This is a genomic window from Petrotoga mexicana DSM 14811, from assembly GCF_002895565.1.
Taxonomy (GTDB): Bacteria; Thermotogota; Thermotogae; order Petrotogales; family Petrotogaceae; genus Petrotoga; species Petrotoga mexicana.
The window spans coordinates 69,734-96,725 of record NZ_AZRN01000012.1 but is presented as its reverse complement, the minus strand read 5'-3'; the positions used below and the strand labels follow the sequence as shown (position 1 = coordinate 96,725).

Below are 26,992 nucleotides of genomic sequence, written 5' to 3'. Positions count from 1 at the left end.
GATGAATGATATACTCCAAAACGCTTGGATTGAACTAGAAAAAGAAAGCTTATTTTTTTCTTTTTTGAGGATGAATTTTGATTCCATGCCAACTACTTCTGTAAGAACTATAAGGGTTTCAATAACAGCTCAAGGGAAATTTAGATTATTGTACAATCCGAACCGTTTAAAAAATATTGGTTTAATTTTAACCAAAGGAATATTAAAACATGAGATTTACCATATAATATTTGGACACATATTCATAAAACCCAAAAATAAAAGGGAAAGAGGTATTTGGGATTTAGCAATGGATGCAGCGGTAAACCAATATATCAGAGAATTAGATGTATTTGCAGAACCTTTAGATGTAATGGTAGCCGAAGGACATGCCCCAGACAACGAATTCTTTTTTGTTACCGCTCCTATGAACCTCTTAAATAAAACGGCAGAAGAATACTATAAATATGCAATGGATTTATTAGAAAAAAACAAGATGATCGATATAGAAGAGATACTAGAAAAAAGGGAAAACAATCTCGACTCACACGACTTTTCATCAGATATTCCAGAAGAAATGGCTTTTGATATCGTAAGTGAATTCGTTACAAAAGCCTACGATAAAAGCAAAGACAATCTACCCGATGGCATTGAATTAGCGGTTTCTCTTATGGTAACGAAACCTTTCTTCAACTGGGAAACGATGTTAAGAAGATTTTTTGGCAGTTCTATAGTCGTTGAAAAATACAGGACCCTAATGAGACCAAATCGAAGATATGAGGATCAACCGGGTTGGAGATCCAAAATGGGACCAAATATTGCAATAATAATCGATACTAGTGGTTCCATTATAGAAGAAGAATACAACGCATTTTTCAGTGAAATAGAACATATTTCAAAAACTCTCGGTGGAAAAGTCACCCTAATTCAAGCAGACAGTCATGTCCAAAATATCATGACTTATCACAAAGGAAGCTGGAAAGAACTTGTTTTAAAAGGTAAAGGTTCAACTGACATGCAACCTGCGGTTGATTACGTTGAAGAAAATTTAAGACCCGAAGGCATAATCATATTCACAGACGGTTGGGTTGAAGTACCAAATGTCCAAAGAAGGGTTCTCTTCATCTTGTCAAAAAAACACAATCCTGATTTTATAAATAATGTGATAGAATATTATGGGAAGAATAGTGTTGCAATTATCAGCTAACCGTTAGGAGGAATATTTATGGCCAAAAAAATGAAAAGTTTAGGTGGAAGATCCCTTTCAAAAAAATCTGGTAGCAAAAACAATATGAACAAAATGCTTCAAGAAGCCCAAAGGGCCCAAGCTGAAATGCAGGAAGAATTAGATAGACTGGATGAAGAGTTATCCAACGTTGAAGTAGAAGCCACCGCAGGCGGTGGTGTAGTAAAAGTTGTGGCCACATGCGATATGAGAATAAAAGATATAGTTATATCTGAAGAAGTTGAAGATGAAGATATAGACACCCTAAAAGATCTTATCATCGCCGCTTCAAACGAAGCGATAGAAAAGGCTAATAAACTTAAAGAAGAAAAGACCAACGAGATTTCACAAAAGTTTTTAGGAACCCTTCCTAACTTTGGGGCTTGAAAAAATTAACTTTTTCTTTTCAAAAAAGTATAATTTTATATGTACAATAAAAGTAAGAGAAAAAAATAACAAACAATTTATCAGGAGGTGTTGTATAAGTGGCAGTTAAAATAGGGATAAACGGTTTTGGAAGAATAGGGAGATTAGTTTTTAGGCAGTTAGTTGAAAACCCAAACTTTGAGGTAGTAGCAATAAATGATCTTACAGATTCAAAAACCTTAGGAACACTTTTAAAGTATGACTCCGTTCACGGAAAATTCAATGGAACGGTAGAGGTAGTTGACAATGGTTTAAAGGTTAATGGGAAAGAAATCAAAGTTTTCGCAGAAAAAGATCCCGCTAACCTTCCCTGGTCTAATCTAGGTGTCTCAATAGTTATTGAATCTACAGGCGTATTTAGAAACAAAGAAAAGGCTTCAGCACATCTAAAAGCTGGTGCTAAGAAAGTTATAATAACCGCTCCAGCAAAAGGTGAAGTAGATGCAACAGTAGTTATGGGAGTAAATGACAATGTCATCACTCCGCAGATGGAAGTTATTTCAAATGCATCTTGTACAACCAACTCAATTGCACCGGTTATAAAGGTGCTAAACGACAAATTAAAAATTAAAAGAGGTTTGTTAACAACCGTTCATTCATTCACAAATGATCAAAGAGTTCTAGATTTACCTCATAGTGATTTAAGAAGAGCAAGAGCAGCTGCTCTAAATATCATCCCAACAACAACTGGGGCTGCAAAAGCCGTTGGATTAGTAATTCCAGAACTAAAAGGTAAATTAGATGGAATGGCTTTGAGAGTTCCAACACCAGATGGATCTATTAGCGATTTAACTGTAGAAGTAGAAAAATCAACAACCGTTGAAGAAGTAAACAAAATGATGAAAGACGCCGTTGAAAATGAATTGAAAGGTCTCTTTGAATACAATGAAGAACCAATTGTTTCTTCTGATATTGTTGGTTCAACTGTTGCAGGAATATTCGATGCTACATTAACCAACGTAATCGATGGCACTTTTGTTAAAGTCTGTGCATGGTACGACAACGAAAATGGATACTCAACAACCGTTGTGAAATTGGCTGAAAAATTAGCTAAGATGCTGTAATTTCCAATCAAAAAGAGGGGATTTAATCCCCTTTTTCTTTAAAATAAATGTGAATATAGGGGGTGTCAATATGGAAAAATTAACTATAAAAGACGTTGATTTGAAAGGCAAAAAAGTCATAATGAGAGTTGATTTCAACGTTCCTATAAAAGATGGAAAGATAACCGATGAAACTCGAATTAAAGCCGCTTTGGACACAATTCAATATACTCTGGACAAAGGAGCAAAAGTAATATTACTATCTCATTTAGGACGTCCCAAAGGTGAAAAAAATCCTCAATTTTCTTTAAAACCAGTAGCCGATAGATTAGATGAGTTATTAAATAATAAAGTTTATTTTGTAGATGAAACCAGGGGACCAAAAGTTGAAAAAGCCGTCTCAGAATTAAAAGATGGTGAAGTGTTACTAATTGAAAATACAAGATTTGAAAAAGGTGAAACAAAAAACGATCCTGAACTGGCAAAATATTGGGCGTCTTTAGCGGATCTTCATGTTAATGATGCATTTGGAACGGCTCACAGAGCACACGCTTCCAATGTTGGTATAGCAAACTATATACCAAGTGTCGCAGGATTTTTGATGGAAAAAGAGATCGAATTTTTGCAAAAGGCCGTTGAAAACCCAGAAAAACCATATGTAGTAATTCTGGGTGGTGCTAAAGTATCCGACAAAATAGGGGTTATAAATAATCTATTAAATAAAGCTGATAAGATATTAATCGGCGGTGCTATGATGTTTACTTTCTTAAAAGCCTTAGGTAAAAACGTTGGTTCTTCGTTGGTGGAAGAAGATAAACTCAATGTTGCAAAAGACATATTAGAAAATGCGAAAGCAAAAGGCGTTGAGATTGTTTTACCTGTTGATACCGTTATCGCCCAAAAAATAGAAGCAGGTGTTGAGAAGAAAACTGTAAAAATAGATGATGGAATTCCCGAAGGTTGGATGGGCTTAGATATAGGACCTGAAAGCGTTTCTTTATTTAAAGAGAAAATTTCCGATGCTAAAACAATTGTTTGGAACGGTCCTATGGGAGTTTTTGAAATGGATGATTTTGCTTTTGGTACCGAAGAAGTAGCAAAGGCAATCGCAGAAGTAACCAAAAAAGGTTGTATAAGTATTATAGGTGGAGGAGATTCTGCAGCTGCCGCTGAAAAATTTGGATTGGCTAGCGAATTTTCACACGTTTCAACTGGTGGAGGTGCCTCTTTAGAATTTTTAGAAGGTAAAGAATTGCCAGGTATCTCTTCAATAAACGAAAAAAAAAAGCTGAATGAAAGAAAATTTATTCTCGCCGGAAATTGGAAGATGAACAAAACTAATACAGAGGCAGCTGAATTTGTCTCAAAACTTGTAGGACAGATAAAAACCGAAGATAAGTTTGAAGTTATTGTTTGTCCCCCTTTCACAGCTCTTGAAAAGGTTAGAGATATCACAAGTAGTTCAAACATAAAAGTAGGTGCCCAAAATGCTTATTATGAAGATAAAGGTGCTTACACAGGCGAGATCTCCGTTAATATGTTAAGGGATATAGGAGTAGAATATGTAATTCTTGGTCATTCTGAAAGAAGGCACATCTTTCAAGAAAGCGATGAACTCATAAACAAAAAACTTAAAAAGGTAATATCTTCAGGGTTAACACCCATACTGTGTGTTGGTGAACAGTTAGAAGAACGTGAAAAGGGTTTAACATTCAACGTTGTAGAAAGACAGATTAAAGAAGCTCTTTATGGTTTAACTGAAGAAGAAGCAAAAACAATCATAATCGCCTACGAACCCGTATGGGCAATTGGAACAGGAAAAGTAGCCACACCCAACCAAGCCCAAGAAGTTCATAAGTTTATTAGAGACCTTTTGAAAGATATCTTCAATGAAGAATTTGCTAAAAAAACCACAATACTTTATGGTGGAAGCATAAAACCAAACAATTATTTAGGCCTCTTTGGTAAACCAGATATAGACGGCGGTTTGGTTGGAGGTGCTTCATTAACAGAAGATTTCGTGGAACTTGCCAATATTATGAAAGAAATTATCGAATAAGCCACCCTAAAGGGTGGTTTTTTCATATTTTTCAGTTTTTATGTTAAAATTATAGATAGTAAAGATTTTAATTCTGAGGTTTCAGAAAATTGGGATCATATGGTTTGATCTGTCAAGAGAAAGGTGGGGGGTACGATGATTACTTACGAATCATTGAAAAATGTTTCGGCAAGTGTTGTTATCGAGCTTGTGAATGAAGTGTTTAAAGACTATGTTTTCCCAGTGAATTGGAATTTAGAAAGTTTTGATAAAGATGTGAAAGAAAACTCTATCTCCATGGAAGATTCTTTTATAGCTTTTTATGATGGTATACCTGTGGGATTCAGTATTATATCAATAAGAAAAGATGTTGGAAGAATTGACTCAATTGGAGTAAAAGAAGAATTTAGAGGAAAAGGATTGGCTTCTGAAATCATCTTTCGTACAATTGAAACATTAAAATGGAAAGAGATAAAGAAAATAATTTTAGAAGTTGCCCAAAGTGATGAAAGGTCTATAAGATTTTATAATAAACATGGTTTTAGAGCAACAAGAGAGCTGTCTTCTTTCTTAAAAGAAAAAGATAAATCAACAAATACTCATTTCAAATACGAACAAACTACTTCAGATGTAATCTATGAAATGGCTACCGAGGCAAAATTTAGATTTAAAAGAAAACCAAATTGGCAAAGAGAACCTATAACCATAAAACTTAGCGAAAATAGATACAACTATGAAATCATATACGATAACAATAAGAAATGCGGCTACGTAGTATGGGGATTCAACAAAGATAATTGTTATATAGTTGATGCCTCCCCGATTGAAGAGGGTTACGCCTTCGAGGCAATAATTGAAGATATTACATCCAAACTTTTAAAAATTAAAAATAGAATTGTCTTAGTCTCGGTTCCAGAAGATGATCCATTGCACAAAGCATTGATTGACAATAATTATTCTATATTCATAAAGCAGATAGAAATGGAAAGAATCATTCATTGATTTGTCAAATAAGCTCTATTTGGACAAATTCATCGATATTCAAATCGTTGTTTATAGATACGAAATAATAAGATTTATAATTTTCCTTAGTCTCTAATTTTAGGTAATGTTTGTCTCTTCCAAACTCGAGTGTAAAAATAAACTCATTTCCATTTTTTACGAGATCATAAGATACTAACTTGTCACTAGTAGCTTGTAAGGTGTAGAAAACAAAAAATAGATACTTGTTTCCCCTTTTGTAGCTAATTTCAGTTTCTAACTGAGGAAGTTGAGTATTGAAGTTGTGGTATAGAGTTCTCATTATCAATTTCTCTTTTAAAGGAATCAATATATGTCCTCCCTCCTGTAGATAGGTTAATCTACTTTTAACTAGAAAGTTATATAATTTTCACTCGATTATACCACATTTAAAAGGAATCAGTCAAATTTTCTGCCCCAGTTTTTAAGGTTCTTTTAATTATTAAAAGATATAATGAAAATATTACTATTTTCTCAGCGGTTAAGAACTGCTCCTTATAGGTGCGCTGCGGAGGAAAAGAAAAAACTTCCTTTCCTTATAGGTAGGCTGCGAAGCCTTACTATCCATTTTCCTTATGGGTGGGCTGCAGAGCTTTACTATCCATTTTCCTTATGGGTGGGCTGCGGGGCGAAGGGGCGCTAAAACAGGTTTTAGAGTTTTTGAAGTCACTATAAAATTATCAAATCAGAGGAGGTCCATAATGAAAAAACTTTTAGTAGTACTTGGTATTCTTGTAGTTCTTTCTGTATCAATATTCTCAGAGTCAGTGGCATATTTAACTTCACAGGACGGGCAGCAAGTATACGAATCTTATTTTTTGGAGTTAGATCAATTGATGGGGGAATATCATAATACATTATTAAATATGTTGAGTCAAAATCCCCAATACGACCAGTATTTTAACAAACCAATAGATCTAATAAGCATAACAGATGTTTTAATGGAATACAAAGCCATGGAAAAATTTTTAAACGATAATGGAATAACGTTAGATGCAACGAAAATTTCCCAAGAAACAGATCAAATGTACAATCAATACATGGGAAGCGAAAGCACTAAACAAATTTTCTTGCAGTTTTTTGAAAAAGAAGAATATTTTCGTGGTTTCGTTAGCAGCCTAGTGTACAGAAACGAGGTAATTAATGAATTAAGAAATTACTTTTCCAATTTCTCTGAAGAAGAGCTATCAACCTATGTTTCTGATAATTTTGAAAATCTGAAAAGTCAATATGATACGGTTAAAATCAGCAGGATTGTAACTACAGATGAAGGTACGGCCAATAACATTAAATCTGAAATATTGCAAAACAAGATCTCTTTCTCACAAGCAGCTTCAGAAAACTCTGTAGATACTCAAACTGCATCAGTTGGCGGCTTGGTGGGATGGGTTAAACGTGGAGATATTTCTGAAAATATATTTGAAGCTTCACTCTCTTCAACTCCCGGAGAAATAATCGGTCCATTAAGTTCTCCATTGGGATATCAAATAGTGCGAGTCGAAGGCAAAAAAATATATGAAACCCCGGATGAGTTATTAGTAGACGAAGATATAAAAAATCAATTAACTACCAGCTTCGTGGATTACCAGATTACTAATTGGTACGATTCATATATGTCTAACTATGATTTTGTAATTTCATACGAACCCTTGGCTATAGCATATGATATTTATAAAGCTCAATCTTTCGATGACTTAGCAAACGTTGAAAAGAAGTATCGTGACGATATATTGAGTGGTAATGGGTTACCTGAAGAATGGTATGTCTCTTATATTTTCATCGTTGAAAATTTACTACCTATGAAAATATCTCAAAAAAATGACCTTGAAAGTTATTTGAATATAGCTCAATCGTACCCCGAGTTTCTAGAATACAGCAACGATGAAATAAATAGTCAAATTGAACATTATACTCAACTTATGGACACGGCCGAATCAACAGATCTACGTAATGAAGCCTCCCAAAAAGAGAGTGCTTTAAGGGAACTACAATATTTGCAAGGTGCTTACGAGGTCTTCACACAGCCAGAAATTCAGAACAAATACGATGAATTAACAAACGATATAGAACAAATGAATGAAGCCCTGGAAAATTCTCTCGTAACCTTAAGAGAAATGAATCCAGATGCTATAGAGGTTATTGGAAAACTATACCAAACAAAACCCGATGATCCAAATGTAGCTTTTGACTATTATGCAACGGTTTATTCCTACATTTTAGATTATTATAATTCAACTGGAGATATTGAATCTGTAAGGCAAGATTTAGAAACAATAAAAAGTACCTTAAAATCATTAAACACAGAAGACCTTGATGAAGAGAGAGCAAATCAAAGGCAACAAATACTCGAAAATATAGACCAACTTTTAAATCAATAAAAACTTTAAGTTAAAGATAATCTGGTAAAGTTGAAATGCTTTACCAGATTTTTTTGTTGGAGGGAAACATGAGTTCAATTAGAATCGTTAGAGCCTCTTTAATTGCGGCATTATATGTAGTTCTTTGTATAATCTTTCAACCTATCAGTTTCGGTCCTATACAGGTTCGAATCGCTGAAGCTTTTGTAGTTCTGACTTTTCTCGATCCTGCATTCATTCCCGGTATCTACGTAGGTGCTCTGTTGGCTAATATAATAGGAGGCTTGGGTGCTTGGGATATCTGGTTTGGAAGTCTATTGACCTTGATAGCAGGAATTATAACTTGGAAAATGCCAAACGAGTATTTAGCTCCTCTTCCTCCCATATTAATTAACGCCTTCGGAGTATCCGCTTATGTTGCGCCATTGTATGGAGTACCATATTTCTTTTCTGTACTTTGGGTAGGAGTTGGAGAAGCTGTTGCTACGTATATTATAGGGCTACCTATTTTAAAGATTTTCAAAAGAAATTTCTACAATTAGATTGTTAAATTTTGAGTTGGATCATACTTTTCTAATGCTTCTTTGACTTTATCGTATAACTCTTTTACATTTTTGAATTCTATCAGTGTGCTTTCTTCTTTATCTCTTTGTTTTAACTCTATTTTTCCTTCTTTTAAACGTTTGCCGATAATAATTTTTATGGGTACCCCGATTAGATCTATATCTTTGAACTTAAATCCTGCAGAGACTTCTCTGTCGTCTATAATAACATCGATTCCTTCTTTTAAAAAGTAGTCGTAGATCTCTTGGGATGTATTTACAATTGCTTCGTCGTTCATGGCAATGGGTATTATTGCTACCTCAAAAGGTGCAACGCTTTTGGGCCAGATTATCCCATTTTTGTCGTTTAATTGTTCGACTATTGCACCTAAGGTTCTCGATACCCCCCAGCCATAGCATCCCATAATGTAAGGTTTTTGTTCCCCGTTTTCATCGGTGAAAACTGCGTTCATTTTTGAAGAGTATTTGTCTCCTAACTCAAAAATTTGACCAACTTCTATACCTCTTGTCTGTTTAAGTGTGGAATTACAGCCTTGGGTTGGACATTTTTCTCCTTCTTTTACATATCTAATGTCTGCAAACAAATCTATTCGGAAATCTCGTTCGGGATTGGCGCTTATATAATGCCTTTTTTCCTCCATAGCCCCTATAACACCATTTTTTATAGATTTTACACTTAAATCTGCAACTATTTTGATGTTTTCAGGTATGTTCACTGGACCTATAAATCCAACGTTTACACCAAATTCTTTTAGAACGTCTTGCGGATCGGCTAGTTCCAGACTTTGATCTTGAAGAACGGACCTGATCTTGGCAAGGTTTATCTCATAGTCTCCTCTAATTAGTGCCATAATCCATCCTTTGCTGGATCTTAGCAGTATAGATTTTATCAACTTTTTTTCAGAAATGTTCAAGAATTTGGAGACTTCTTCGATGGTTTTGGCGTGTTGAGTATCAACTTTTTCCATTTCTTTGACAGCTTCGTTTTCATCTACTGAAAAATCTTCACCCGATCTTGCCTTTTCATCACTGGCAGCATAACCACATTTTTCACAGTAAAATATTTCTCCCTCGCCGTTTTGTGCCAATACATGAAATTCATGAGAAAAAGAACCACCAATTGCACCGGTATCCGCTTCTACAACGACATATTTCAAACCTATTCTTTTTAAGATGTTCTCATAGGCATCATAGAAATGTTGGTAAGATTCATGCAATGAGTTGTAGTCGGTGTGAAATGTGTAGGCGTCTTTCATGATGAACTCTCTTGCCCTTAACACCCCAAACCTTGGCCTTATTTCATCTCTAAACTTAGTAGCTATTTGGAAAAGGTTGATGGGGAACTGTTTGTACGACCTGAGCTCATTTTTCATCAAAAATGTGATAATTTCCTCATGTGTAGGGCCTAAAGTAAACTCTCTATCGTGTCGATCCTTAAGTTTCATCAATTCTGGACCGTAATCTTCCCATCTTCCCGTCATTTTCCACAGCTCTGCTGGATGTATTATGGGTAGCATTATCTCTTGAGAACCTATCTTTTCCATTTCTTCTCTGACTATCTGTTCAATTTTTCTTATGACCTTCCATCCAAGAGGAAGATAACTGTAAACACCTGACGAAATCTTTCTTATAAACCCTCCTCTGATCAATAACTCGTAACTTTTTATGTCAGAATCAGATGGTGTTTCTTTTAAAGTAGGAGCATAAAGTTTGGAAAATCTCAAGATTATCCCTCCGATTTTTTAGCATATTTAATATTTTATACTTTACGAGAAATTATACCATAGAAATATTGTTAAGTTAAATTTTTATTGTAATAAATATATTGAGTCTTTTAGTACAATTAAATTAATAAATAAAAATATTCTTTTCCTCAGGGGTGGGCAGTGAGGGAAGGGCGCTATAAAACTTGTTATACAGAAGTTATTCGATAAGATAGCTTACCTTCAAAAACATATGGTATAATTATGCTGTACAACACAAAGATAAATGGAAAAGATGGATACATATATTCTGATGGAATACAAAAGCTACATTGAAGGGAAAGTATGGAAAGGGTGAAATAGTATGGTGGTAGTGTATAGATATCACCTTTCTAATTTGTTTTATGCGGGGTGATATCTTTTCAACGATTTTATTAGCGCCCTTTCACCCCGTTGCCCACCCATCTCAGGAAGGAATCTGCGGTTTCTTAGACCCGGACGCTAAGGGACAAGCCTCTTAAGGTCCCCAAACATTAAGAGGATGCCCCTTAAAAACCCCAAATCAAAATCAAAATTATTTAAAAACATAGTTTGCATAATACAGCAAGAAGGCTTCGCCCCGTATTCCACTGAAAGCTTAAACTTCTAGAGAATATATGAGAATACCAAAACAATTTTAATGTGATATAATATTTTAGGCTTCACAATTAGATATGGGAAAGAAGGTTGAACAGTTTTGGAGGTGCCATTAATGGATAAGTTTTACGTCACTACACCTATTTACTACGTTAACAGTGAACCACATATTGGTTCGGCATATACGACGATAGTTGCAGATATAGTAGCAAGATTTAGGAGAATGATGGGGTACGATGTTTTCTTTTTAACCGGCACGGATGAGCATGGACAAAAGGTGTTACAGGCAGCTAAAGAAAAGAATATACCTCCTCAGGAATATGTTGATTCGCTCTCTTCAAAATTTAAAAATTTATGGGATGAAATGGGGATTAGTTACGATCATTTTGTTAGAACAACAGATGATTATCATATAAAGACCGTACAGATGTTTGTTGATAAGATGATGGAGAATGGAGATGTGTACAAAGGAAAGTACGCCGGTTGGTATTGCATACACGATGAATCCTTTTGGGATGAATCTGAGATAATCACTCAAGATGGCGTTAAACTCTGCCCTGAATGTAACAGAGAATTGAAATGGGTAGAGGAAGAGAATTACTTTTTTAAACTTTCCAAATATACCGAACCGTTGTTGAAACATTATCAGAATAATCCTGATTTTGTGGAACCATCTTTTAGAAGAAATGAGATGCTACAAATTTTGAATAATGGATTAAAAGATCTTAGCATCACTAGAACTACGTTCAATTGGGGGATCCCTTTAAAGAGCGATCCTAAACATGTGGTGTATGTTTGGGTGGATGCGTTAATTAATTATATAAGTGCGATAGGCTATTCTGATGATCAACAAAAATTTAACAGGTACTGGCCCGCTGATTTACACCTTATTGGAAAAGAAATAAATAGGTTCCATTCTCTGATCTGGCCTGCTATGTTGATGTCAGTAGGGTTGCCTTTGCCGAAGAAGGTATTCGCACATGGTTGGCTAACGGTTAATGGACAAAAGATTTCAAAATCCTTGGGCAACGCCGTTGATCCAAGGGTTCTCATGAACGCCTATGGCAGAGATGTTATAAGGTATTATTTGTTAAGGGATATTGCCTTTGGTAGAGATGGAGATTTTTCGGAAGAAAACTTAATTACTCGATACAACGCTGATTTAGTCAATGATCTAAGCAATTTAGTGCATAGAACACTTACGATGGTTGAAAAGTATTTTAACGGTGTCATACCAAAACCTGAAAGAAAGGATAAGGTGGACGAGCAACTCATAGAACTTTTAGAGAGTAAGAAAAACGCTTATTTGAATTTGATGGAGCGGTATCAGTTTACACAAGCCCTTGAAAATCTATGGGAAATCATACGTTTTTCTAATAAATACATAGATTTAACAGAACCCTGGATCTTGGGGAATGATCCAAATGAGAAGGATAGGTTGTCCACCGTTTTATACAATCTGCTCGACGTTATTCGAATTATTTCTATTTTGATTTATCCAGTTATGCCTGATACTTCCGAAAAAATATTAAAAAAGATAGGTTATGGTTTGGAAGTTTTAAATCGAGAGAGCCTTGAAAAGGGCCTTTTACACAGTGGAGTTAAAGTTGTGAAAGGTGATCCCATATTTCAAAGAATCGACGTAAAAAGTTGGAAAAGAATAATTAAAACAGTAGATATCAGTAAGGAGGACGAAGTAATGTCAGAAAGTGAAAATGTTCAAAATATAGTAGAGATAGAAGATTTTAAAAAGATTGACTTAAGAGTTGCTAAAGTAGTAAAGGCAGAAAATATTGAAAAATCTAACAAACTACTGAGACTACATCTTGATTTAGGACAGATGGGTGAAAGACAAGTAATTGCAGGCATCAAAAACTTTTATTCACCTGAAGATTTAGTTGGTAAGAAGATAATAATCATCGCCAACCTAAAGCCCGCCAAATTGATGGGGGAATTATCCGAAGGTATGCTTTTAGCCGCTAAAGATGGAAACGGTAATCTGAGTATACTCACGGTAGATAAAGATGTTGAAGCTGGTTCAAAGATTTCTTAATGGAGGTAATACCAAGAGATGGACGATAAAATATTTATCAAAGATTTTACTGAAGAATTAAAAACTTCTTACTTACTTTATTCTTTAAGTGTTATTGTAAGCAGGGCTATACCCGATGTTAGAGATGGGTTGAAACCTGTTCAGAGAAGAATACTTTACTCTATGAGCGAATTAGGGTTGAAACATAACTCTTCATTCAAAAAAAATGCTCGTATCGTTGGTGAGGTAATGGGTAAGTATCACCCCCATGGAGATGCGGCTATTTATGATGCCTTAGTTAGAATGGGACAACCTTTTACTATGAGGTATCCGTTAGTTGAGGCACAAGGAAATTTTGGCTCGATAGACGGCGATCCTCCTGCGGCTATGAGGTATACAGAAGCACGTATGCCTGAACTGGGAGAGTATATGCTCAAGGATATCGAGAAAGAAACTGTAGATTTTAGAGAGAATTTCGATGGTTCTCTGAATGAGCCCGTTGTTTTACCAACAAGAGTTCCTAACCTTTTGATGAACGGAGCAAGTGGGATAGCTGTTGGAATGACCACCAACATTCCACCTCATAATTTAAACGAACTCGTAGGAGCATTAAAACTGTTAATAGAAAAACCCGACTCTGAAGTAGCGGATCTGTTGAAGTATATTAAAGGACCTGATTTTCCAACAGGTGGCCAAGTTGTTGATGGAGAAGGGTTGAAAGAACTTTATGAAACAGGTAGAGGAAAGATAACGATTCGAGGAAAGTACAGAATAGACGACGAAGGTAAAGGGACCTCTATCATTTTTGAGGAGATCCCTTACAACGTTTCTAAGACCGATATCATCGAGCAAATTGTAAAATACGTGGTTAAGGCAAAAGAGCAAAAGAAAGATGTTGGGATAAAAGACGTTAGAGATGAGAGCGATAAAGAAGGAATAAGACTGGTAATAGAGTTGAAAAGAAACGCTAACATAAAAAGATTGATCAACGAATTGTTCAAACACACAAATCTTCAATCCTATTTTTACGTTCAAATGAATGTAATCGATAACGAAAAGCCCTCTTTGATGAATTTAAAGGGACTTTTACAGAGCTTCTTAGACCACAGGGTTAACGTCATAACAAGAAGAACCCAATACGAGTTAGAGAAGGCAAGAAAGCGTGCACATATCGTCGAAGGTCTTATCAAAGCTGTTCAAGGTATCGATACAGTGGTAGAAATCATTAGAAACTCAGAAAATCCTCAGGAAGCTTTGAAGAACCTTCAAGAAACGATAGGCGTGAGTGAAGAACAGGCAAAAGCCATAGCAGATATGAGATTGATCAGCCTTTCAAAACTTGAAAGCACCAACTTAAATGAAGAGCTGAAAAACCTATACAAAGATATAGAAAACGCTGTGAATATTCTGCAAAACAAAGAAAAACTTATGGAAGTAATCAAAGAAGAGCTCGATGAAGTAGTGAATAAGTTTGGTGATAAAAGAAGAACGGAGATACTATACAACAAAGGAGATTTAGCCGAAGAGGTTGAAATGATTCAAGATGAAGATGTCGTAATAGTTTTAACCAAATGGGGTTACCTCAAAGCCATTCCTTCATCGGAATACAAGGTTCAAGGAAGAGGCGGAAAAGGGGTAAAAGGATTAAAAATTTCTGAAGAAGATGATGTAAAAGAGGTCATATATACGAACAAATTATCCAAATTAATGCTCTTTAGTTCTGCTGGTAAAGCATATCAAATAAATGCCTACGAAATCGAAACCAGTTCGAAAAGCACAAAAGGCAAACATATCGCTAACTTCATCAGTTTAGATGAAGGAGAAGAGATAAAAAGTATCGTTTCCATATCTTTAGACGGAGATTACGACAAAGACATTCTCATTTTTACAAAACAAGGTAAGGTGAAGAGAACATCTTTGAGAGAATTCAGCAGTGCACGAGCTTCTGGTATTAGAGCCATCAATCTGGTTGATAACGACTCAGTTGTCGATGTAATATTGCTTGATGGAACGGATAGAGATTTGTTGGTCGTGACAAAGCTAGGTATGTCCTTAATGTTCAACTCTTCCCAGGTAAGAACGATGGGAAGAACAGCAATGGGTGTTAACTCAATAAAATTGCGTGAAGGCGATGAAGTGATCAACGTGGTGAAGGTCGATGAAGGCAAAAAACTGTTGTTGATCACAGAAAGAGGTTATGGAAAGAGAGTTTCATTTCATTCTTATAAGCCACAAAATCGTGGAGGAATTGGGGTAAAAACGGTACGAGACATAACAAAAATAGGTCCGATAGTTTCAACTATGAGTGTGGAAGATGGGAGAGACATACTGATATTCACTAAAAAAGGTAAGGCTATAAGGGTAAATGTAAATAATATAAATGTTTTAGGAAGAATCACCCAAGGTGTTATAATTGTTAGACTGGATGAAGACGATTCAGTTGTAGGAGCGATTGAAGTTCAAGCTAATGATGAAAAGTAGTTTTATAATTATTAAGCATGGAAGGGGTAAATAAAATGGAGGAATTGACAAAAAGGCAGTCACAGGTTCTGGACTTCATAAAATCTTATATGGAAAAAAATGGATTTGCTCCAAGTATCAGAGATATTATGAAACATTTTAATTTTAAAAGTCCAAGAGCGGCACATAAGCATCTCATAATTTTGGAAAAAAAAGGTTATATCGAGCGTAAAAATGTATCACGTGGAATAAAGATGATGCCAAAATCGGGAGAAATTTTTGCCACAGAGACTTTGGCTCCTGTTTCAGGAAAGATAGCAGCGGGAGATGCCATAGAAGCTATACAAACAATTAGCGATTACATTCCCATACCCACTAATTTTTTCCCAAAAAATTACGAATATTTTTCACTCAGAGTTGAAGGAAACTCCATGATAGAAGCACAGATCAAGAGCGGAGATTTTGTTATAATACGTAAACAAGATTACGCCATGGATGGAGACATAGTGGTTGCATTGATAGATGGAAATGAAGCAACACTTAAAAGGTACAAAAGGCTGAATGAAGACGAAGTGCTGCTTGTACCAGAAAATAAAAGTATGAAAGAGATAAAGGTCAAAGCTGATCGTTTAAAGATACAAGGAAAGATGGTAGGCTTAATAAGAGTGCTATAAAAAGGAGCGAATTTCCGTGATGAAAATTGCAATTGCCTCCGATCATGCCGGATATGAAATGAAAGAACAAATTAAGAATTATCTTTTAGAGAAGAAATTCGATATAATAGATTTGGGGACTAATTCCAATGCTAGTGTTGATTATCCTGATTATGCCAAAAAACTTGGTGAAAAAGTAACCAAAGGAGAAGTTGATTTCGGCATAGGTATCTGTGGTACTGGAATAGGAATGTCAATCGCAGTGAACAAAGTGAAAGGCGTACGAGGTGCATTATGCTTGTATCCATCGATGGCAGAATATGCCAGAAAACATAACGACGCCAACGTTTTGGTTTTAGCAGGTAGACTTATGGGCATTGATTTAGCCATCTGGACGGTAGTAAAATTTTTATCGACAGATTTTGAAGCTGGAAGACATAAAAGGCGTGTTGATAAAATAGACGAAATTAGCTAAAAAGGACGAAAAAAATGAAAAGTATCAGTTTCTCAAAGGGTATTGAAAAAGACATTAATATTAATATAAGCCATGGATATTACAAAGAATTTTCTAAAAGATACGCATCTAAATACGGAACGTTGATGGTAATTGATTCCAATTTGAAAAATCATTTAAATACAGGATCCGGTAACAATATCTTTTACGTAAAAGGCGGCAATGAAACCAAGTATTTCGATAAATATTTAGAACTGTGTAAGGTCATGGTAGAAGGTAGTTACAGCAATTTAGTGGTGATAGGTGGAGGTTCCTTGATAGATATGGCTGGCTACGTTTTTCATACTTTGGATTTTCCAAAAGGGACCTTCACAGTTATGCCAACAACACTGTCTTCTATGATATATTTACCCGTTTCGGGAGAATTCTATTTAGATATGAATTACACTAAGAATTTTTTGAAGGTGAGTGGTTATCCCGATCTAGTTTATATAGATCCGTATTTTTGCAAATTTTTAGATAAAAAAGATATGAAAAACCAGTTTTTCTTGGGATATATTTTAGGACTTTTGTTTGACAATAACTTTGCCAGCTTATCTTTAAAGTATTCTAAAAATTTCATCCGTTTAGATTTAGAGGATTATCTTTATTCTGCAGTTAAATTTGTTTTGTCCCTTTACTCTAACGATTTACCTTTTCCTGGAACTAAATTGATGAAATACATAGCAGACACCTCGGTAAAGTCTGATTTCGTTCAAAACGAGAGTTTGTCTTTTGCGTTTCTTGTATATTTGAGTTTTAAATTTGGTTATATACATGAGAAAAGATTTCAAAATATTTTTCAAAACATAAGAAGTTTCGTAGATTTGAAATCATCAAAAATCCAAAATATTAAGGCTAAAGTGAACAACGTACCTCTAAAAGAAATATTACTCAAAGAGGACGGCTTTGTGGATTTGCTTTTGAATTTTGGAGAGCTAAAAGATCTCCTTTTAGAGTTTAAGTCTCTGTTGAGAGGTGTATGAATCATGAAAAAGAATAATCCGCGTTGGTTCAGAGTTATTTTAATTCTTGTTTTTATTTTACCTTTGATAACCTTCGCACTGACAACGTATACCATATATTTAAAAAGTCAGATGAACAATCTTAAGCTTAAAATTGAAGAGTTAGATACTAGTGAAACTCTTGCATCAAATGAAGTTGAATCAGCTTCCCAATCTGCTGTCTTAGAAGATTTAGTACTACCACAGATTGAGATTGGCAACATAATGGCCAAGGCAAATTACAATATCCAAGAACTCGATTACCAAGTGTTGTTGAACAACTCGGTGACCATGTTAAAACCATATAATAAAGGTGCCGTAAAAGTTTTTTACGATCAGCGTGAGGTTTTTGAAGAGGCGTTGTACGCTTTAAACAATGATATACCTTACTTCATTTTTCAAAACGAGGATAAGTATTACTTGTATCGCTCGGATTATTCTTTAGAAGGGGAAGACAAAGAGCAGTACCTATTTTCTATTCAAATCTATTTATATACTACTCCAGCACCAGCTATGTTCCCAACAATGGCGTTAAGACAAGGGGGTATCCCCGCTTTTGTTTTCAACGGTAAGTTTCAACAGAGTAACGAAGATTATTGGGCCATACTCGTGGGTCTGTTTGACGATTATAACGAGGCACAAACATACCTGAAAAATATGGATGAAGATCTTGTTTTTGAGTTAACTGGGCTCAGTATAGCTGACAGATTCACTAAAGGTATCTACTTTAGTGGAGTAGAAACCCAGTGAGAAAAAAGCTTCTTTTCCCGGTATTAAGTATAATTGTAATCATTTTGCTCGGGTTTTTAACGCTGGATCGACATCAAGTTGGAGAAGAGGTTACCTCTAACTCTTATCAGGAAAATAAAATAGACCTTTTAACGGTGTCAGTTGAAGAGTTGATCGGATTACCTGGAATCGGACCCGCCAAGGCACAAGCGATCATAAATTATAGGCAAGAGAAAGGTTTCAGAGAAATAGAAGACATTATGAACGTTTCTGGTATAGGGGAAAAAACATTTTCAAATATTAAAGACTATATTTATCTTTCAGAAGTTATTTACGAAATAGTAGATAATAAAATAAATATAAATGAAGCATCCAGTGAAGAATTGGAAAGTTTGCCTGGAATAGGAAAAGTTTCTGCACAGAAAATCATCGAATATAGGGCTATTAAACGTATAAACTCTTTAGATGATTTAAAGAAAATAGGTATTCCATATTCTACGATAGAAAAAATGGAAGGGAAGATAGTATTTTGAAGATTTTCTTACACGTTTGTTGTGCGCCTGATCTAACGGTTTCTTATAAGAAACTAGTAGAACAAGGATACGAACCTATTGTGTTTTTTTACAACCCTAATATTTATCCCCTTCAAGAATATTCCAAAAGATTGAATGAAGTTAAGAAATTAAGCAATATTTGGGGTTTCCAACTCTACGAAGGAGATTATGAACCTGATAAGTTTTTAGAAAGGATAAAAGGGGGAAAAAACAGCCTCACGGCAAATAAGGAAGAAAGTCCCGAAAGATGTTATGAATGTATGAAGTTGAGGCTTGAAAAGACGAAAACCGAAGCTAAAAGATTGAATTTTTCTATCTATTCAACAACTCTTCTTGCTTCTCCTAGAAAGTCTCACAGCGATATTTTAGAAATAACAGACAATTTAGATAAAGAAGAAAGCTCGACTTTTAAGTATATAAACTTCAGATCCAATAACGGTGTTCATATGGCTGCACAAATATGTAAAACTTACAATATTTATCGCCAGAACTACTGTGGTTGTTCTTTTTCTTTGGATGAATCAAAAAGATACGAAGAGCAGTCTAAACAGAAAAATTACAAAAGTTTAGTTGAGATACTTGGAGAAGAATTAACCCAAAAATACTTTAAATATTACAAAAAAGACTTGCTTAGAATCCCACAAGATATTCCAGCAAAACTTCTAGAAAAAGTCGGATTGAAAATTTTGAAATATTTGAAACCTCAGATCATCCTAATAAAAAAGGAAATAGCCCAAGATTTTAACATCCTTACAAGTTCCAGATACAAGATCGATAACTGGAAGGGAAAAGTGATATTATGGTGAAAGAGGGGTAGTCTAGATGGCTAAGTACGATCTGCGAATCTCTGAAGATGGAATGGTGGCATCTTTAAAATTAATAGATGATGGGCGACCACCTACTATTGGCGGAATAAAGGCTTTTCTAAAGGAAAAAGGTGTAGTAGTGGGGATAAAATCAGAAGTTATTGAAGAAATCGTCTCTGAACCCCAATTTGATAAGGAATACGTTATTGCATATGGAATACCTCCCAAGGTTGGAAAGGACGCACAGTTAATCTTTCAGAAGAATATTGAAGAAAAGCTTAACATCACTGAAAATAGCTACGTTGACTTAAAAGAAAGTAGCCAACTGATAATCGTAAAAAGAGGAGACATATTAGCAGAGATAATTCCTCCAACTAAAGGTGAACCTGGAAGAAGCGTACGTGGAGAAAAAATTGAAGGCATTCAGGGAAAAGAGTTAAAACTAAATTTAGGCAACAATATTGTAGTAAACAACAATAAAATAATTTCAAAGATAGATGGGAAGTTCATCAGTAAAGAAACGTCAAATAGTGAGATAAGTTTAGATGTTTCAGACGAGCACAAAATAGATGGGAATATAGACTACTCTACCGGTAATGTTCGCTTTCCAGGAAAGTTAATCATTAATGGGGATGTTAAATCAGGTTTTCATGTTGAGGCTACTTCTTATTTAGAGATCAAAGGTGTAGTTGAATCTGCTACGGTATTTTGTGAAGGGGAAGCCAAAATATTCGGAATAAAAGGTGCCGGAAAAAGTTCGATAAAGGTTAAAATCTTGAGGTGCAATTACATCGAAAACGCCAATATTGAAGCGGAAGAAGATGTAATAGTTAAAACAGCCATTGTCAATTCTAACATCAAAGCAGGAAAACATGTCATTGTTGAAGGTGGGACTGGAAAGATTTCAGGTGGGTATATCTTAGCCACCAATCTTATAGAAGCGGAAATATTGGGGAGTGAAATGGGTGTCAAAACCATCTGTGAAGTGGGAGTTTTACCTGACCTAAATGAAGAGTTAAATAAATTAGAACAAAAAATTACCCTCGATATGGAGAATCTTAGAAAACTTAATTCGATAATCAAAGGGATCCAACTCCTAAAAGATAAAGGTAAGATAAACGAAGAAAGGTTAGAATACTACAAGAAATGTTTTAATACTTATAAAATGCTCTTATCTGAGATAAAAGCTGATAAAGAAAAGCTGGAAACGATAAAATATAAAATTCAATCTTCTAAAGAATCTGCCTTTATTATCGCAAAAAAAATGGCATATCCAGGAACTGAAATAATAATTCATAAGAAAAAATTTATGCCCACAAAGCCAATCACTAAGGTAGTGTTTAAATTGGAAGATGATGAGATAGTTCCACACGGTTATCAAGCGGAAACAAATGTTTCTAGATAACAAACAAAACTACAGGGCGAAGCCCTTTTGCCGTTTTGTGCAAAAAGATTTATTAAGTTTGCCGCAGTGTGCAAACAATGTTTTTTTGCAGCTTTATGCAAAAAGCTTTTTCATAATGCTTTAGAAGTAACATCCTAATTCTCATTTGCGTAGCAAATGATGTTTTCCGCAGATCTATGCAAAAGACTTTGATTTTTACCTTGATTTGGGGTTTTTAAGGGGTTTACCCCTTAACGTATGGCGCTAAAAAATAATTAGGAGAATTGACACATGTATCGACTTCTTAAAAAAATATCATTTCTAATTCTTTCCATTTCTTTTATAACTTTGAATATCTATGCCGGTAATTTAGATAGCTACGTTTATACTTTTGATACTGATCAATTATTAGTTTCCTCCCAGAAGAATTTAAACGTTTTAGGTTTGTATTTAAAATATTATGAAACAGGTAATGAAGAATACAAAACGGCTGCTAATCAAACCAGGCCTTATATACTTTCTTCTTTAAAACCTGATGATTCAGCTGCTCTGAATGTTCTTTCCGAATACTATCCTGGCAATGAAGAGCAAAGTATCAATAGGATTGAGATATTAACCAATAATTATCCCGACTCAGTGATTGTTAATGCCCTCAATGTTTTATTTAATTTTGAAGTGTGGCAAAAAACCAAAAATATGGAAACATTTAATGAAATTTTAAGTTCCATTGATATAATAGAGAAGGCAATCGGAGAGAATCCTTTTTCAGTTTATTACAAATCGCTTCTAACGTGGGAAGCGGCAAGCCTTCAAGAAAAAGAAAATATATTCAAAAATCTAGAAAAAGTTTATTTTTCTTATCCTTCAAACAGAAAAATTCAAGAATTGTTGATAGTTCAAGCTTTTGAATTAGGTAAGTTTGAAGACGTTAAACAACTATCAACAAACTATGTAAATCTCTCACAAAAAGACGAAAGGATCATGTTTTTAATAGCCCTTTCATATTACAACTTAAATGAAAAATTAGAATCAAGAAAAATCCTCGATTGGATTCTCCAAAATTCTAATAAAAAAACTGTACTCTCGAAAAGTTATGAGCTTTTGGGTGATATTTCTGAAACGAACTCTCAGAAGATAAATTATTATAAAACCGCTATTGATCTTGATCCTAAGAATGCAGAAGTTTTAGCTAAACTTGGAACAACTTTGTACGAGAGTGATAAAACCAACACGGATAATTTGACAATTTCAAGAATTTATTTAATCAAAGCACTCATGTACGATCCAGATAATTCTGAAATAAAACAAACTTTGAACACTATAGACAGAAAACTCACTACAAGAAATTTTTTGACCACGTTGTTACCGCTATTTATAGTAATTTCAGCGATATTCTATATAGTATTCAGATTTGGGAGTGAAGAAGACAGCCTCACGGCAAGTAAGGAGGAAAAAATTGACAATGACCAATCAAGAAGACAGCCTCACGACAAATAAGGAATCTATCAAAGTACTAGATAAAGGCTTTGTTACCCTTGTTGATATAATGGGAGATGACAGATCTGCAGTTAGAGCCGCGAGAGTCTCGCATGGGAAAGATATATCTACCGATGAAAAAGACAGAAAACTCATAAACTACTTGATGGAACATGGCCATCTATCTCCATTTGAACATATCACTTTTACATTTCATGTAAAAGCCCCCATCTTTGTTGTTAGACAATGGTTTCGTCATAGGATAGGAATGTCTCCCAATGAAATCAGTAGAAGATACACATCGAAAAACGTCAACGAGTTTTATATCCCGGATCATATCAGGATACAAGATACAAAAGACAAACAGAGTAGTAATGTATACTCCGATGAACAATTAAGAGAAGAGACTCTTGAAATTATAGAAGAAGTTTACAAGAAAAGTTACGAGGCTTACGAAAAACTTATAAATATGGGTGTAGCTAGAGAAATGGCACGTATTATACTACCCGTAGGGGAATACACTGAGTTTTATTTAACTACGAATGTTCGGGCCCTGATGCATTTCTTGGATTTAAGGGCATCTTCACATGCACAATGGGAAATTCAACAGTACGCTAAGGCTTTGGCACAATTTTTCCAAAAAACTTGTCCGTGGAGTTATGAAGCATATTTGAAGCATCAGTACAAAGGAGACATTTTAAAGTAGCTTCAATAGTGGGCTAGGGGACCACAGGTCCCTTTCTAAAAAAGGCGGGGAGCGTTTTGCAGCTTTGTGCAAAATGGTTTGTTTTGCAATGCTTTTAAATGAATTTGCCCTTGATTTGGGGTTATTAAGGGGAACCCCCTTAACGTTCAATGGCGCTATCAAACTACAAAAAATTAGGAGGTTTTAATATGAAAAAACATTTTCTACTATTTGCTATCTTTTTCATCGCAGGATTCGCATTTTCGATAACCCTTTTAAACGACATTTCTTACAACGTTGACATATCTTATGCAGCAACGGATGTTGAAAGGGTACTAACAAATTATGGTATACAAGAAGGCACCTATGTGGGGGATATAGACATTAGATTGGCTATACAAGAAATACTAAAGTCAGGTTATTTTACCTCTGTTTCTTACAATTTGGACGAAAATGGGAATCTAGAACTCATATTTAAGCCCAATCCCATCGTAACAAATTATGAAGTTGAGATCTTAGGTGATGAATTGATAAACAAAGAAAATATTCGTTCTTCGATCAGTATAAACACCAATATCCCATTGAATCTAAATGATTTTCAAACCTCCATGAAAAACATTCAAGATTTGTACATAAAAAACGGTTACCAATTCGTTGATATATACTCCAATCTAAAAATGACAGGAGATGAAATCACCTTAGAAGCAACGGAGATAAACAATAAAGAATATTCATCAGACACATTGGTTTTCATAGTTAAAGAGTATTCTCTTTGGGATTTAGAATTAAGGGGAGAATTATCTCAACTGGATAAAGAAGACATAAAGGAAAGAATCGGTTTTGATTTTAGAAAAGATTGGAATAGCAAATTCTTCTTATTTAGGCCCAACGCCAAAGAAACCTATCCAAGTTTTCAAAAGGTTCAAAATATATTGAACTCGTTAAATCAAATACCGTTTTTTTCTGCTGACACGAATTTACGTTTTGAAGTAACCGAAATAGAAGAAAACGAAGGTGGAGAATTATTACTTGTTTTAGAAGGCAATTTAAGAAAAATTGTCCCTGAAGATCCAGTAATAATAAACAAAATATCTTTTATTGGAAACGAAAGTTTAGAAGAATTTAGATTGAATGAGGTTGTGAATGAGTTCGTTCCGTTAGGAAACCCTGTGAGTAATTTAGACCTTCTATACGCTTACGACAATCTTCAAAAGGTTTATTACGACAACGGATACATTTACACATTAATTACCCCTAAATACCAAGATAATGAATTAATATTCGAAATAACGGAACCAAAGGTTGGAGACGTTGAAATAACTCAGGAAGCGACCGCTAAAACTAAACCATACATAGTTGAATCTCTAGTGAAGATAAAACCAGGCGAAGTTTTTAACCAGCAAAAATTACAAGACACGTACACATCCTTCATGGGAACAGGATTTTTTAAAGACATTAAAATACAGCCCATACAGCAAGCGGAAGATGTAATAGGTTTTAAGATAACCCCTATAGAAAGTGGAAAACTTGGAAAATTAATGGGAGGTGTCACCTGGACCTTACCAGAAGACCAAGAATGGTATCAAGGTTTTACAGGGGAGCTTGAGGTTCAATTTTTAAATCCTTTTGGATACGGACAAACATTCTCTCTTAACTCAGCTTTAAATCCTATGAGAAATTACTATTCTGTCGGATTCGATTACGATGTTATTAAGTTGGCTGGTAGTAACCTTAATTTAGGTGCTGGCATACATTATACGGTAAGTGAAGATGGAGAGTATTATTCAAACATCGGTGGATATGCAACTAACTATCTGTCGTTATCTGTTGCTCCAAGATACAGTATACAAGACTTTTCTTATATAACAAGTTCTTTTACCTACAATAACTACAAATTAGTGGATGAAAGTAATCTTAATGTACTTTCTGGATCAGCCGGATATTTATACAACAGCTTAGACAGCCCTTATAGGCCACATAATGGTCAATATTTCCAAATCAATGGTATAGGAGGGGTTGAAACAAGTAATACCGATAATTACTATATCGGTGCCACCACTGAAGGTAAACTATTTTACAGTTTTTATAAATTCACACTGGGAAGTAGGCTAAAATTAGGTACCGTATATAATTCCAACAGCGATTCTAACCTTAATTATCAATTCAATGTTGGAGGAATGTATTCTGTAAGGACTTCTGATTTTTACGCACAGGAAGGAGAAAATTTACTTTTATTCAACACCGAGTTGGCTTACGAGCTTGCCACAAGTCAAGTTCCATTGGATCTCATTGCCTATTTTGATTACGGTAGCGCTCAAGATGATGTTAGTAAGCTTTTTGATGATAGCATCCTGTCCTTTGGTGGTGGATTAAGGTTCACAGTTCCTTTATTGGGACAAATAGGCTTTGGATATGGATGGGATGAGGCTTTAAACGGAAAGGTTTGGTTTGGTTTCGGTCAAACATTTTAAACTAACGTTCTTTTAAGGAGAATCTCTAGTTGGACGAAATTTCTAATATTTTAGTAAAGTTCAAAAAAAACTGGAAGAAGTATGTTTTTCAAAGTTTATTGGCTACCATCACGATCTTTTTCATACTTTTGATTTTGAATGTTCAAGACAGGCCAATAATAGTCAGTTCTTTAGGGGCATCGACTTTTATAGTTTTTGCGATGCCAAAAAGTATGGTTGCTAAGGCTAGAAACTTGGTGGGTGGGCATGCGGTAGGATTTATATGCGGAAGTATTTTTTCTTTTTTGCTTAACGGTAATTTTGTATTCTCTAATTTATCGTACGCCCTTGCCGTAGGCCTCTCAATATTTCTTATGGTTGTCATAGATACAGAACATCCACCAGCAGCCGGAACAGCACTGAGCTTGAGTATAACAGGGTTTAGCTTAAATGCCTTTCTGTCAGTTTTTATCAGTGTGGCGATCTTGGCGGTTGTCCATCACTTTCTAAAACCTTATATGATAGACTTAATTTAACAAAAAACATAGGGTCTTTAAAAGCAGACCCTATGTTTTTTTCCTTGATTAATTTTTATCGAAAGCATCCCTTTTGTATCTAGCAATTATTCATTGAATTCTATGAGACCTAAATCTCCATCTTTTCTTTCGTAAAGCACGCTGATAGCATCATTTTCTGGATTTCTGAAAACGAAAAATGAATGACCCAAAAGTTGCATTTGTAACATTGCCTCCTCAACGTTCATAAGAGTTAGATCAAAATTTTTTGTTCTCACGATTTTGGGAGCATCGGGTTTTTCTTCACTCTCTGCTTCACTTTCTTCAGCTAAATCAAGATTTTTAATGTCAGGATTTTGAAGATTTTGTTCTATTTCCATTCGCACCTTTTTTTCCGCTCTGCTTCGTTCTTGTAAACGATTTTTTAGCTTTCTTATTTTTCTTTCCAAAGAATCTGTTACCTTATCAATAGCTTCATAAAGATCATTGTTTCTTTCTTCTACTTTTATGATCTTGCTTAAAGGTTTAATGTGGGTAGTTATTTCTACTTTGTATATACCCCTCTCTTTTGTGATTCTGACATCAGAGGGAGAGACGATATCGGAATGTTTTTTGAGCAGATGGTCTGGTTTACTCATCCTTTTTTCGATATAATTCTCTAAAGCTTCGGTAAGTTCTACTTCCTTTGTATAAACTTTATACTCCATCTAAATCACCTCCAGATTTGAATAGTTGCTATACTTATATTTCTATATTTTGGG

At 34.9% G+C, this 26,992-nt stretch carries 23 protein-coding genes; 20 read left to right on the top strand and 3 right to left on the bottom strand.

Annotated elements, in window-relative coordinates; translation table 11 throughout:
- The first annotated feature begins 1 nt into the window (after position 1).
- The 5 genes from X927_RS03710 (at position 2) to X927_RS03690 (ending at position 5,713) form a co-directional block, all read left to right on the top strand.
- Positions 2 to 1,186 (top strand): vWA domain-containing protein, encoded by a 1,185-nt coding sequence (locus X927_RS03710; RefSeq protein WP_103076757.1) that lies wholly within the window; start codon positions 2 to 4, stop codon positions 1,184 to 1,186.
- Between the two features lie 18 nt (positions 1,187 to 1,204).
- Positions 1,205 to 1,591 carry a YbaB/EbfC family nucleoid-associated protein gene (locus X927_RS03705; protein ID WP_103076756.1) on the top strand — a complete coding sequence of 129 codons (387 nt, stop codon included), beginning with the start codon at positions 1,205 to 1,207 and terminating at the stop codon, positions 1,589 to 1,591.
- A 98-nt stretch (positions 1,592 to 1,689) separates the two neighbouring features.
- Positions 1,690 to 2,694, top strand: coding sequence for a type I glyceraldehyde-3-phosphate dehydrogenase (gap, locus tag X927_RS03700; RefSeq protein ID WP_103076755.1), 1,005 nt, complete (start codon positions 1,690 to 1,692; stop codon positions 2,692 to 2,694).
- Between the two features lie 70 nt (positions 2,695 to 2,764).
- Positions 2,765 to 4,732 (top strand): triose-phosphate isomerase, encoded by a 1,968-nt coding sequence (tpiA, locus tag X927_RS03695; RefSeq protein WP_103076754.1) that lies wholly within the window; start codon positions 2,765 to 2,767, stop codon positions 4,730 to 4,732.
- 135 nt (positions 4,733 to 4,867) lie between these two features.
- The gene (locus X927_RS03690; protein WP_103076753.1) at positions 4,868 to 5,713 is read left to right on the top strand and encodes a GNAT family N-acetyltransferase; all 846 of its coding nucleotides are present in this window, start codon (positions 4,868 to 4,870) and stop codon (positions 5,711 to 5,713) included.
- A 4-nt stretch (positions 5,714 to 5,717) separates the two neighbouring features.
- Here the strand turns inward: X927_RS03690 and X927_RS03685 are convergent, their stop codons facing one another.
- On the bottom strand, positions 5,718 to 6,041 hold the full coding sequence (locus tag X927_RS03685; RefSeq protein ID WP_103076752.1) for a hypothetical protein: 324 nt from the start codon (positions 6,039 to 6,041) through the stop codon (positions 5,718 to 5,720).
- Positions 6,042 to 6,432: 391 nt separating this feature from the next.
- On the opposite strand from X927_RS03685, the gene X927_RS03680 reads away from it, so the two are divergent.
- Both X927_RS03680 and X927_RS03675 read left to right on the top strand, forming a co-directional pair.
- Complete coding sequence (locus tag X927_RS03680; RefSeq protein ID WP_169925123.1) at positions 6,433 to 8,109, top strand: peptidylprolyl isomerase; 1,677 nt, start codon at positions 6,433 to 6,435, stop codon at positions 8,107 to 8,109.
- A 68-nt stretch (positions 8,110 to 8,177) separates the two neighbouring features.
- A complete protein-coding gene (locus X927_RS03675; RefSeq protein WP_103076750.1) occupies positions 8,178 to 8,630 on the top strand; it encodes a QueT transporter family protein in 453 nt (150 codons plus the stop codon).
- On the opposite strand, the gene X927_RS03670 is transcribed toward X927_RS03675, so the two are convergent.
- Complete coding sequence (locus X927_RS03670) at positions 8,627 to 10,375, bottom strand: proline--tRNA ligase (RefSeq protein ID WP_103076749.1); 1,749 nt, start codon at positions 10,373 to 10,375, stop codon at positions 8,627 to 8,629. The two genes, X927_RS03675 and X927_RS03670, sit on opposite strands and share 4 nt — an antisense overlap.
- Positions 10,376 to 11,105: 730 nt before the next feature.
- Here X927_RS03670 and metG point away from each other — a divergent pair.
- The 13 genes from metG (at position 11,106) to X927_RS03605 (ending at position 26,252) form a co-directional block, all read left to right on the top strand.
- Complete coding sequence (metG, locus tag X927_RS03665; protein ID WP_103076748.1) at positions 11,106 to 13,043, top strand: methionine--tRNA ligase; 1,938 nt, start codon at positions 11,106 to 11,108, stop codon at positions 13,041 to 13,043.
- Positions 13,044 to 13,061: 18 nt separating this feature from the next.
- Positions 13,062 to 15,503, top strand: a complete 2,442-nt coding sequence (gene gyrA, locus X927_RS03660) for a DNA gyrase subunit A (protein WP_103076747.1) — start codon at positions 13,062 to 13,064, stop codon at positions 15,501 to 15,503.
- Positions 15,504 to 15,538: 35 nt separating this feature from the next.
- On the top strand, positions 15,539 to 16,156 hold the full coding sequence (gene lexA, locus X927_RS03655; RefSeq protein WP_103076746.1) for a transcriptional repressor LexA: 618 nt from the start codon (positions 15,539 to 15,541) through the stop codon (positions 16,154 to 16,156).
- Between the two features lie 19 nt (positions 16,157 to 16,175).
- On the top strand, positions 16,176 to 16,610 hold the full coding sequence (rpiB, locus tag X927_RS03650) for a ribose 5-phosphate isomerase B (RefSeq protein WP_103076858.1): 435 nt from the start codon (positions 16,176 to 16,178) through the stop codon (positions 16,608 to 16,610).
- A gap of 14 nt (positions 16,611 to 16,624) precedes the next feature.
- A complete protein-coding gene (locus X927_RS03645) occupies positions 16,625 to 17,614 on the top strand; it encodes a dehydroquinate synthase/iron-containing alcohol dehydrogenase family protein (protein WP_103076745.1) in 990 nt (329 codons plus the stop codon).
- Between the two features lie 3 nt (positions 17,615 to 17,617).
- Positions 17,618 to 18,382: a hypothetical protein gene (locus X927_RS03640; RefSeq protein WP_103076744.1), complete on the top strand. Its 765-nt coding sequence runs from the start codon at positions 17,618 to 17,620 to the stop codon at positions 18,380 to 18,382.
- A complete protein-coding gene (locus tag X927_RS03635; RefSeq protein WP_103076743.1) occupies positions 18,379 to 18,894 on the top strand; it encodes a ComEA family DNA-binding protein in 516 nt (171 codons plus the stop codon). The genes X927_RS03640 and X927_RS03635 overlap by 4 nt, the downstream gene beginning before the upstream one ends.
- Positions 18,891 to 19,721 (top strand): epoxyqueuosine reductase QueH, encoded by an 831-nt coding sequence (locus tag X927_RS03630; protein WP_169925122.1) that lies wholly within the window; start codon positions 18,891 to 18,893, stop codon positions 19,719 to 19,721. The genes X927_RS03635 and X927_RS03630 overlap by 4 nt, the downstream gene beginning before the upstream one ends.
- A 16-nt stretch (positions 19,722 to 19,737) precedes the next feature.
- Positions 19,738 to 21,126 carry a flagellar assembly protein A gene (locus X927_RS03625; RefSeq protein WP_103076741.1) on the top strand — a complete coding sequence of 463 codons (1,389 nt, stop codon included), beginning with the start codon at positions 19,738 to 19,740 and terminating at the stop codon, positions 21,124 to 21,126.
- Positions 21,127 to 21,396: 270 nt separating this feature from the next.
- Positions 21,397 to 22,602 (top strand): tetratricopeptide repeat protein, encoded by a 1,206-nt coding sequence (locus X927_RS03620; protein WP_103076740.1) that lies wholly within the window; start codon positions 21,397 to 21,399, stop codon positions 22,600 to 22,602.
- Positions 22,568 to 23,287, top strand: coding sequence for an FAD-dependent thymidylate synthase (gene thyX, locus X927_RS03615; RefSeq protein ID WP_103076739.1), 720 nt, complete (start codon positions 22,568 to 22,570; stop codon positions 23,285 to 23,287). Before X927_RS03620 ends, thyX begins: the two co-directional genes overlap by 35 nt.
- A gap of 188 nt (positions 23,288 to 23,475) precedes the next feature.
- Positions 23,476 to 25,737 carry a POTRA domain-containing protein gene (locus tag X927_RS03610; RefSeq protein ID WP_169925121.1) on the top strand — a complete coding sequence of 754 codons (2,262 nt, stop codon included), beginning with the start codon at positions 23,476 to 23,478 and terminating at the stop codon, positions 25,735 to 25,737.
- A gap of 29 nt (positions 25,738 to 25,766) precedes the next feature.
- Positions 25,767 to 26,252 carry an HPP family protein gene (locus tag X927_RS03605; RefSeq protein ID WP_103076737.1) on the top strand — a complete coding sequence of 162 codons (486 nt, stop codon included), beginning with the start codon at positions 25,767 to 25,769 and terminating at the stop codon, positions 26,250 to 26,252.
- Between the two features lie 86 nt (positions 26,253 to 26,338).
- Here the strand turns inward: X927_RS03605 and hpf are convergent, their stop codons facing one another.
- Positions 26,339 to 26,938, bottom strand: coding sequence for a ribosome hibernation-promoting factor, HPF/YfiA family (hpf, locus tag X927_RS03600; RefSeq protein ID WP_103076736.1), 600 nt, complete (start codon positions 26,936 to 26,938; stop codon positions 26,339 to 26,341).
- Positions 26,939 to 26,992: the final 54 nt, after the last annotated feature.

Coding starts and splice junctions, on each gene's coding strand:
- X927_RS03710 (WP_103076757.1), top strand. CDS start 2: ATGAATGATATACTCCAAAACGCTTGGATTGAACTAGAAAAAGAAAGC.
- X927_RS03705 (WP_103076756.1), top strand. CDS start 1,205: ATGGCCAAAAAAATGAAAAGTTTAGGTGGAAGATCCCTTTCAAAAAAA.
- tpiA (WP_103076754.1), top strand. CDS start 2,765: ATGGAAAAATTAACTATAAAAGACGTTGATTTGAAAGGCAAAAAAGTC.
- X927_RS03690 (WP_103076753.1), top strand. CDS start 4,868: ATGATTACTTACGAATCATTGAAAAATGTTTCGGCAAGTGTTGTTATC.
- X927_RS03680 (WP_169925123.1), top strand. CDS start 6,433: ATGAAAAAACTTTTAGTAGTACTTGGTATTCTTGTAGTTCTTTCTGTA.
- X927_RS03675 (WP_103076750.1), top strand. CDS start 8,178: ATGAGTTCAATTAGAATCGTTAGAGCCTCTTTAATTGCGGCATTATAT.
- metG (WP_103076748.1), top strand. CDS start 11,106: ATGGATAAGTTTTACGTCACTACACCTATTTACTACGTTAACAGTGAA.
- gyrA (WP_103076747.1), top strand. CDS start 13,062: ATGGACGATAAAATATTTATCAAAGATTTTACTGAAGAATTAAAAACT.
- lexA (WP_103076746.1), top strand. CDS start 15,539: ATGGAGGAATTGACAAAAAGGCAGTCACAGGTTCTGGACTTCATAAAA.
- rpiB (WP_103076858.1), top strand. CDS start 16,176: ATGAAAATTGCAATTGCCTCCGATCATGCCGGATATGAAATGAAAGAA.
- X927_RS03645 (WP_103076745.1), top strand. CDS start 16,625: ATGAAAAGTATCAGTTTCTCAAAGGGTATTGAAAAAGACATTAATATT.
- X927_RS03640 (WP_103076744.1), top strand. CDS start 17,618: ATGAAAAAGAATAATCCGCGTTGGTTCAGAGTTATTTTAATTCTTGTT.
- X927_RS03625 (WP_103076741.1), top strand. CDS start 19,738: ATGGCTAAGTACGATCTGCGAATCTCTGAAGATGGAATGGTGGCATCT.
- X927_RS03620 (WP_103076740.1), top strand. CDS start 21,397: ATGTATCGACTTCTTAAAAAAATATCATTTCTAATTCTTTCCATTTCT.
- thyX (WP_103076739.1), top strand. CDS start 22,568: ATGACCAATCAAGAAGACAGCCTCACGACAAATAAGGAATCTATCAAA.
- X927_RS03610 (WP_169925121.1), top strand. CDS start 23,476: ATGAAAAAACATTTTCTACTATTTGCTATCTTTTTCATCGCAGGATTC.
- hpf (WP_103076736.1), bottom strand. CDS start 26,938: ATGGAGTATAAAGTTTATACAAAGGAAGTAGAACTTACCGAAGCTTTA.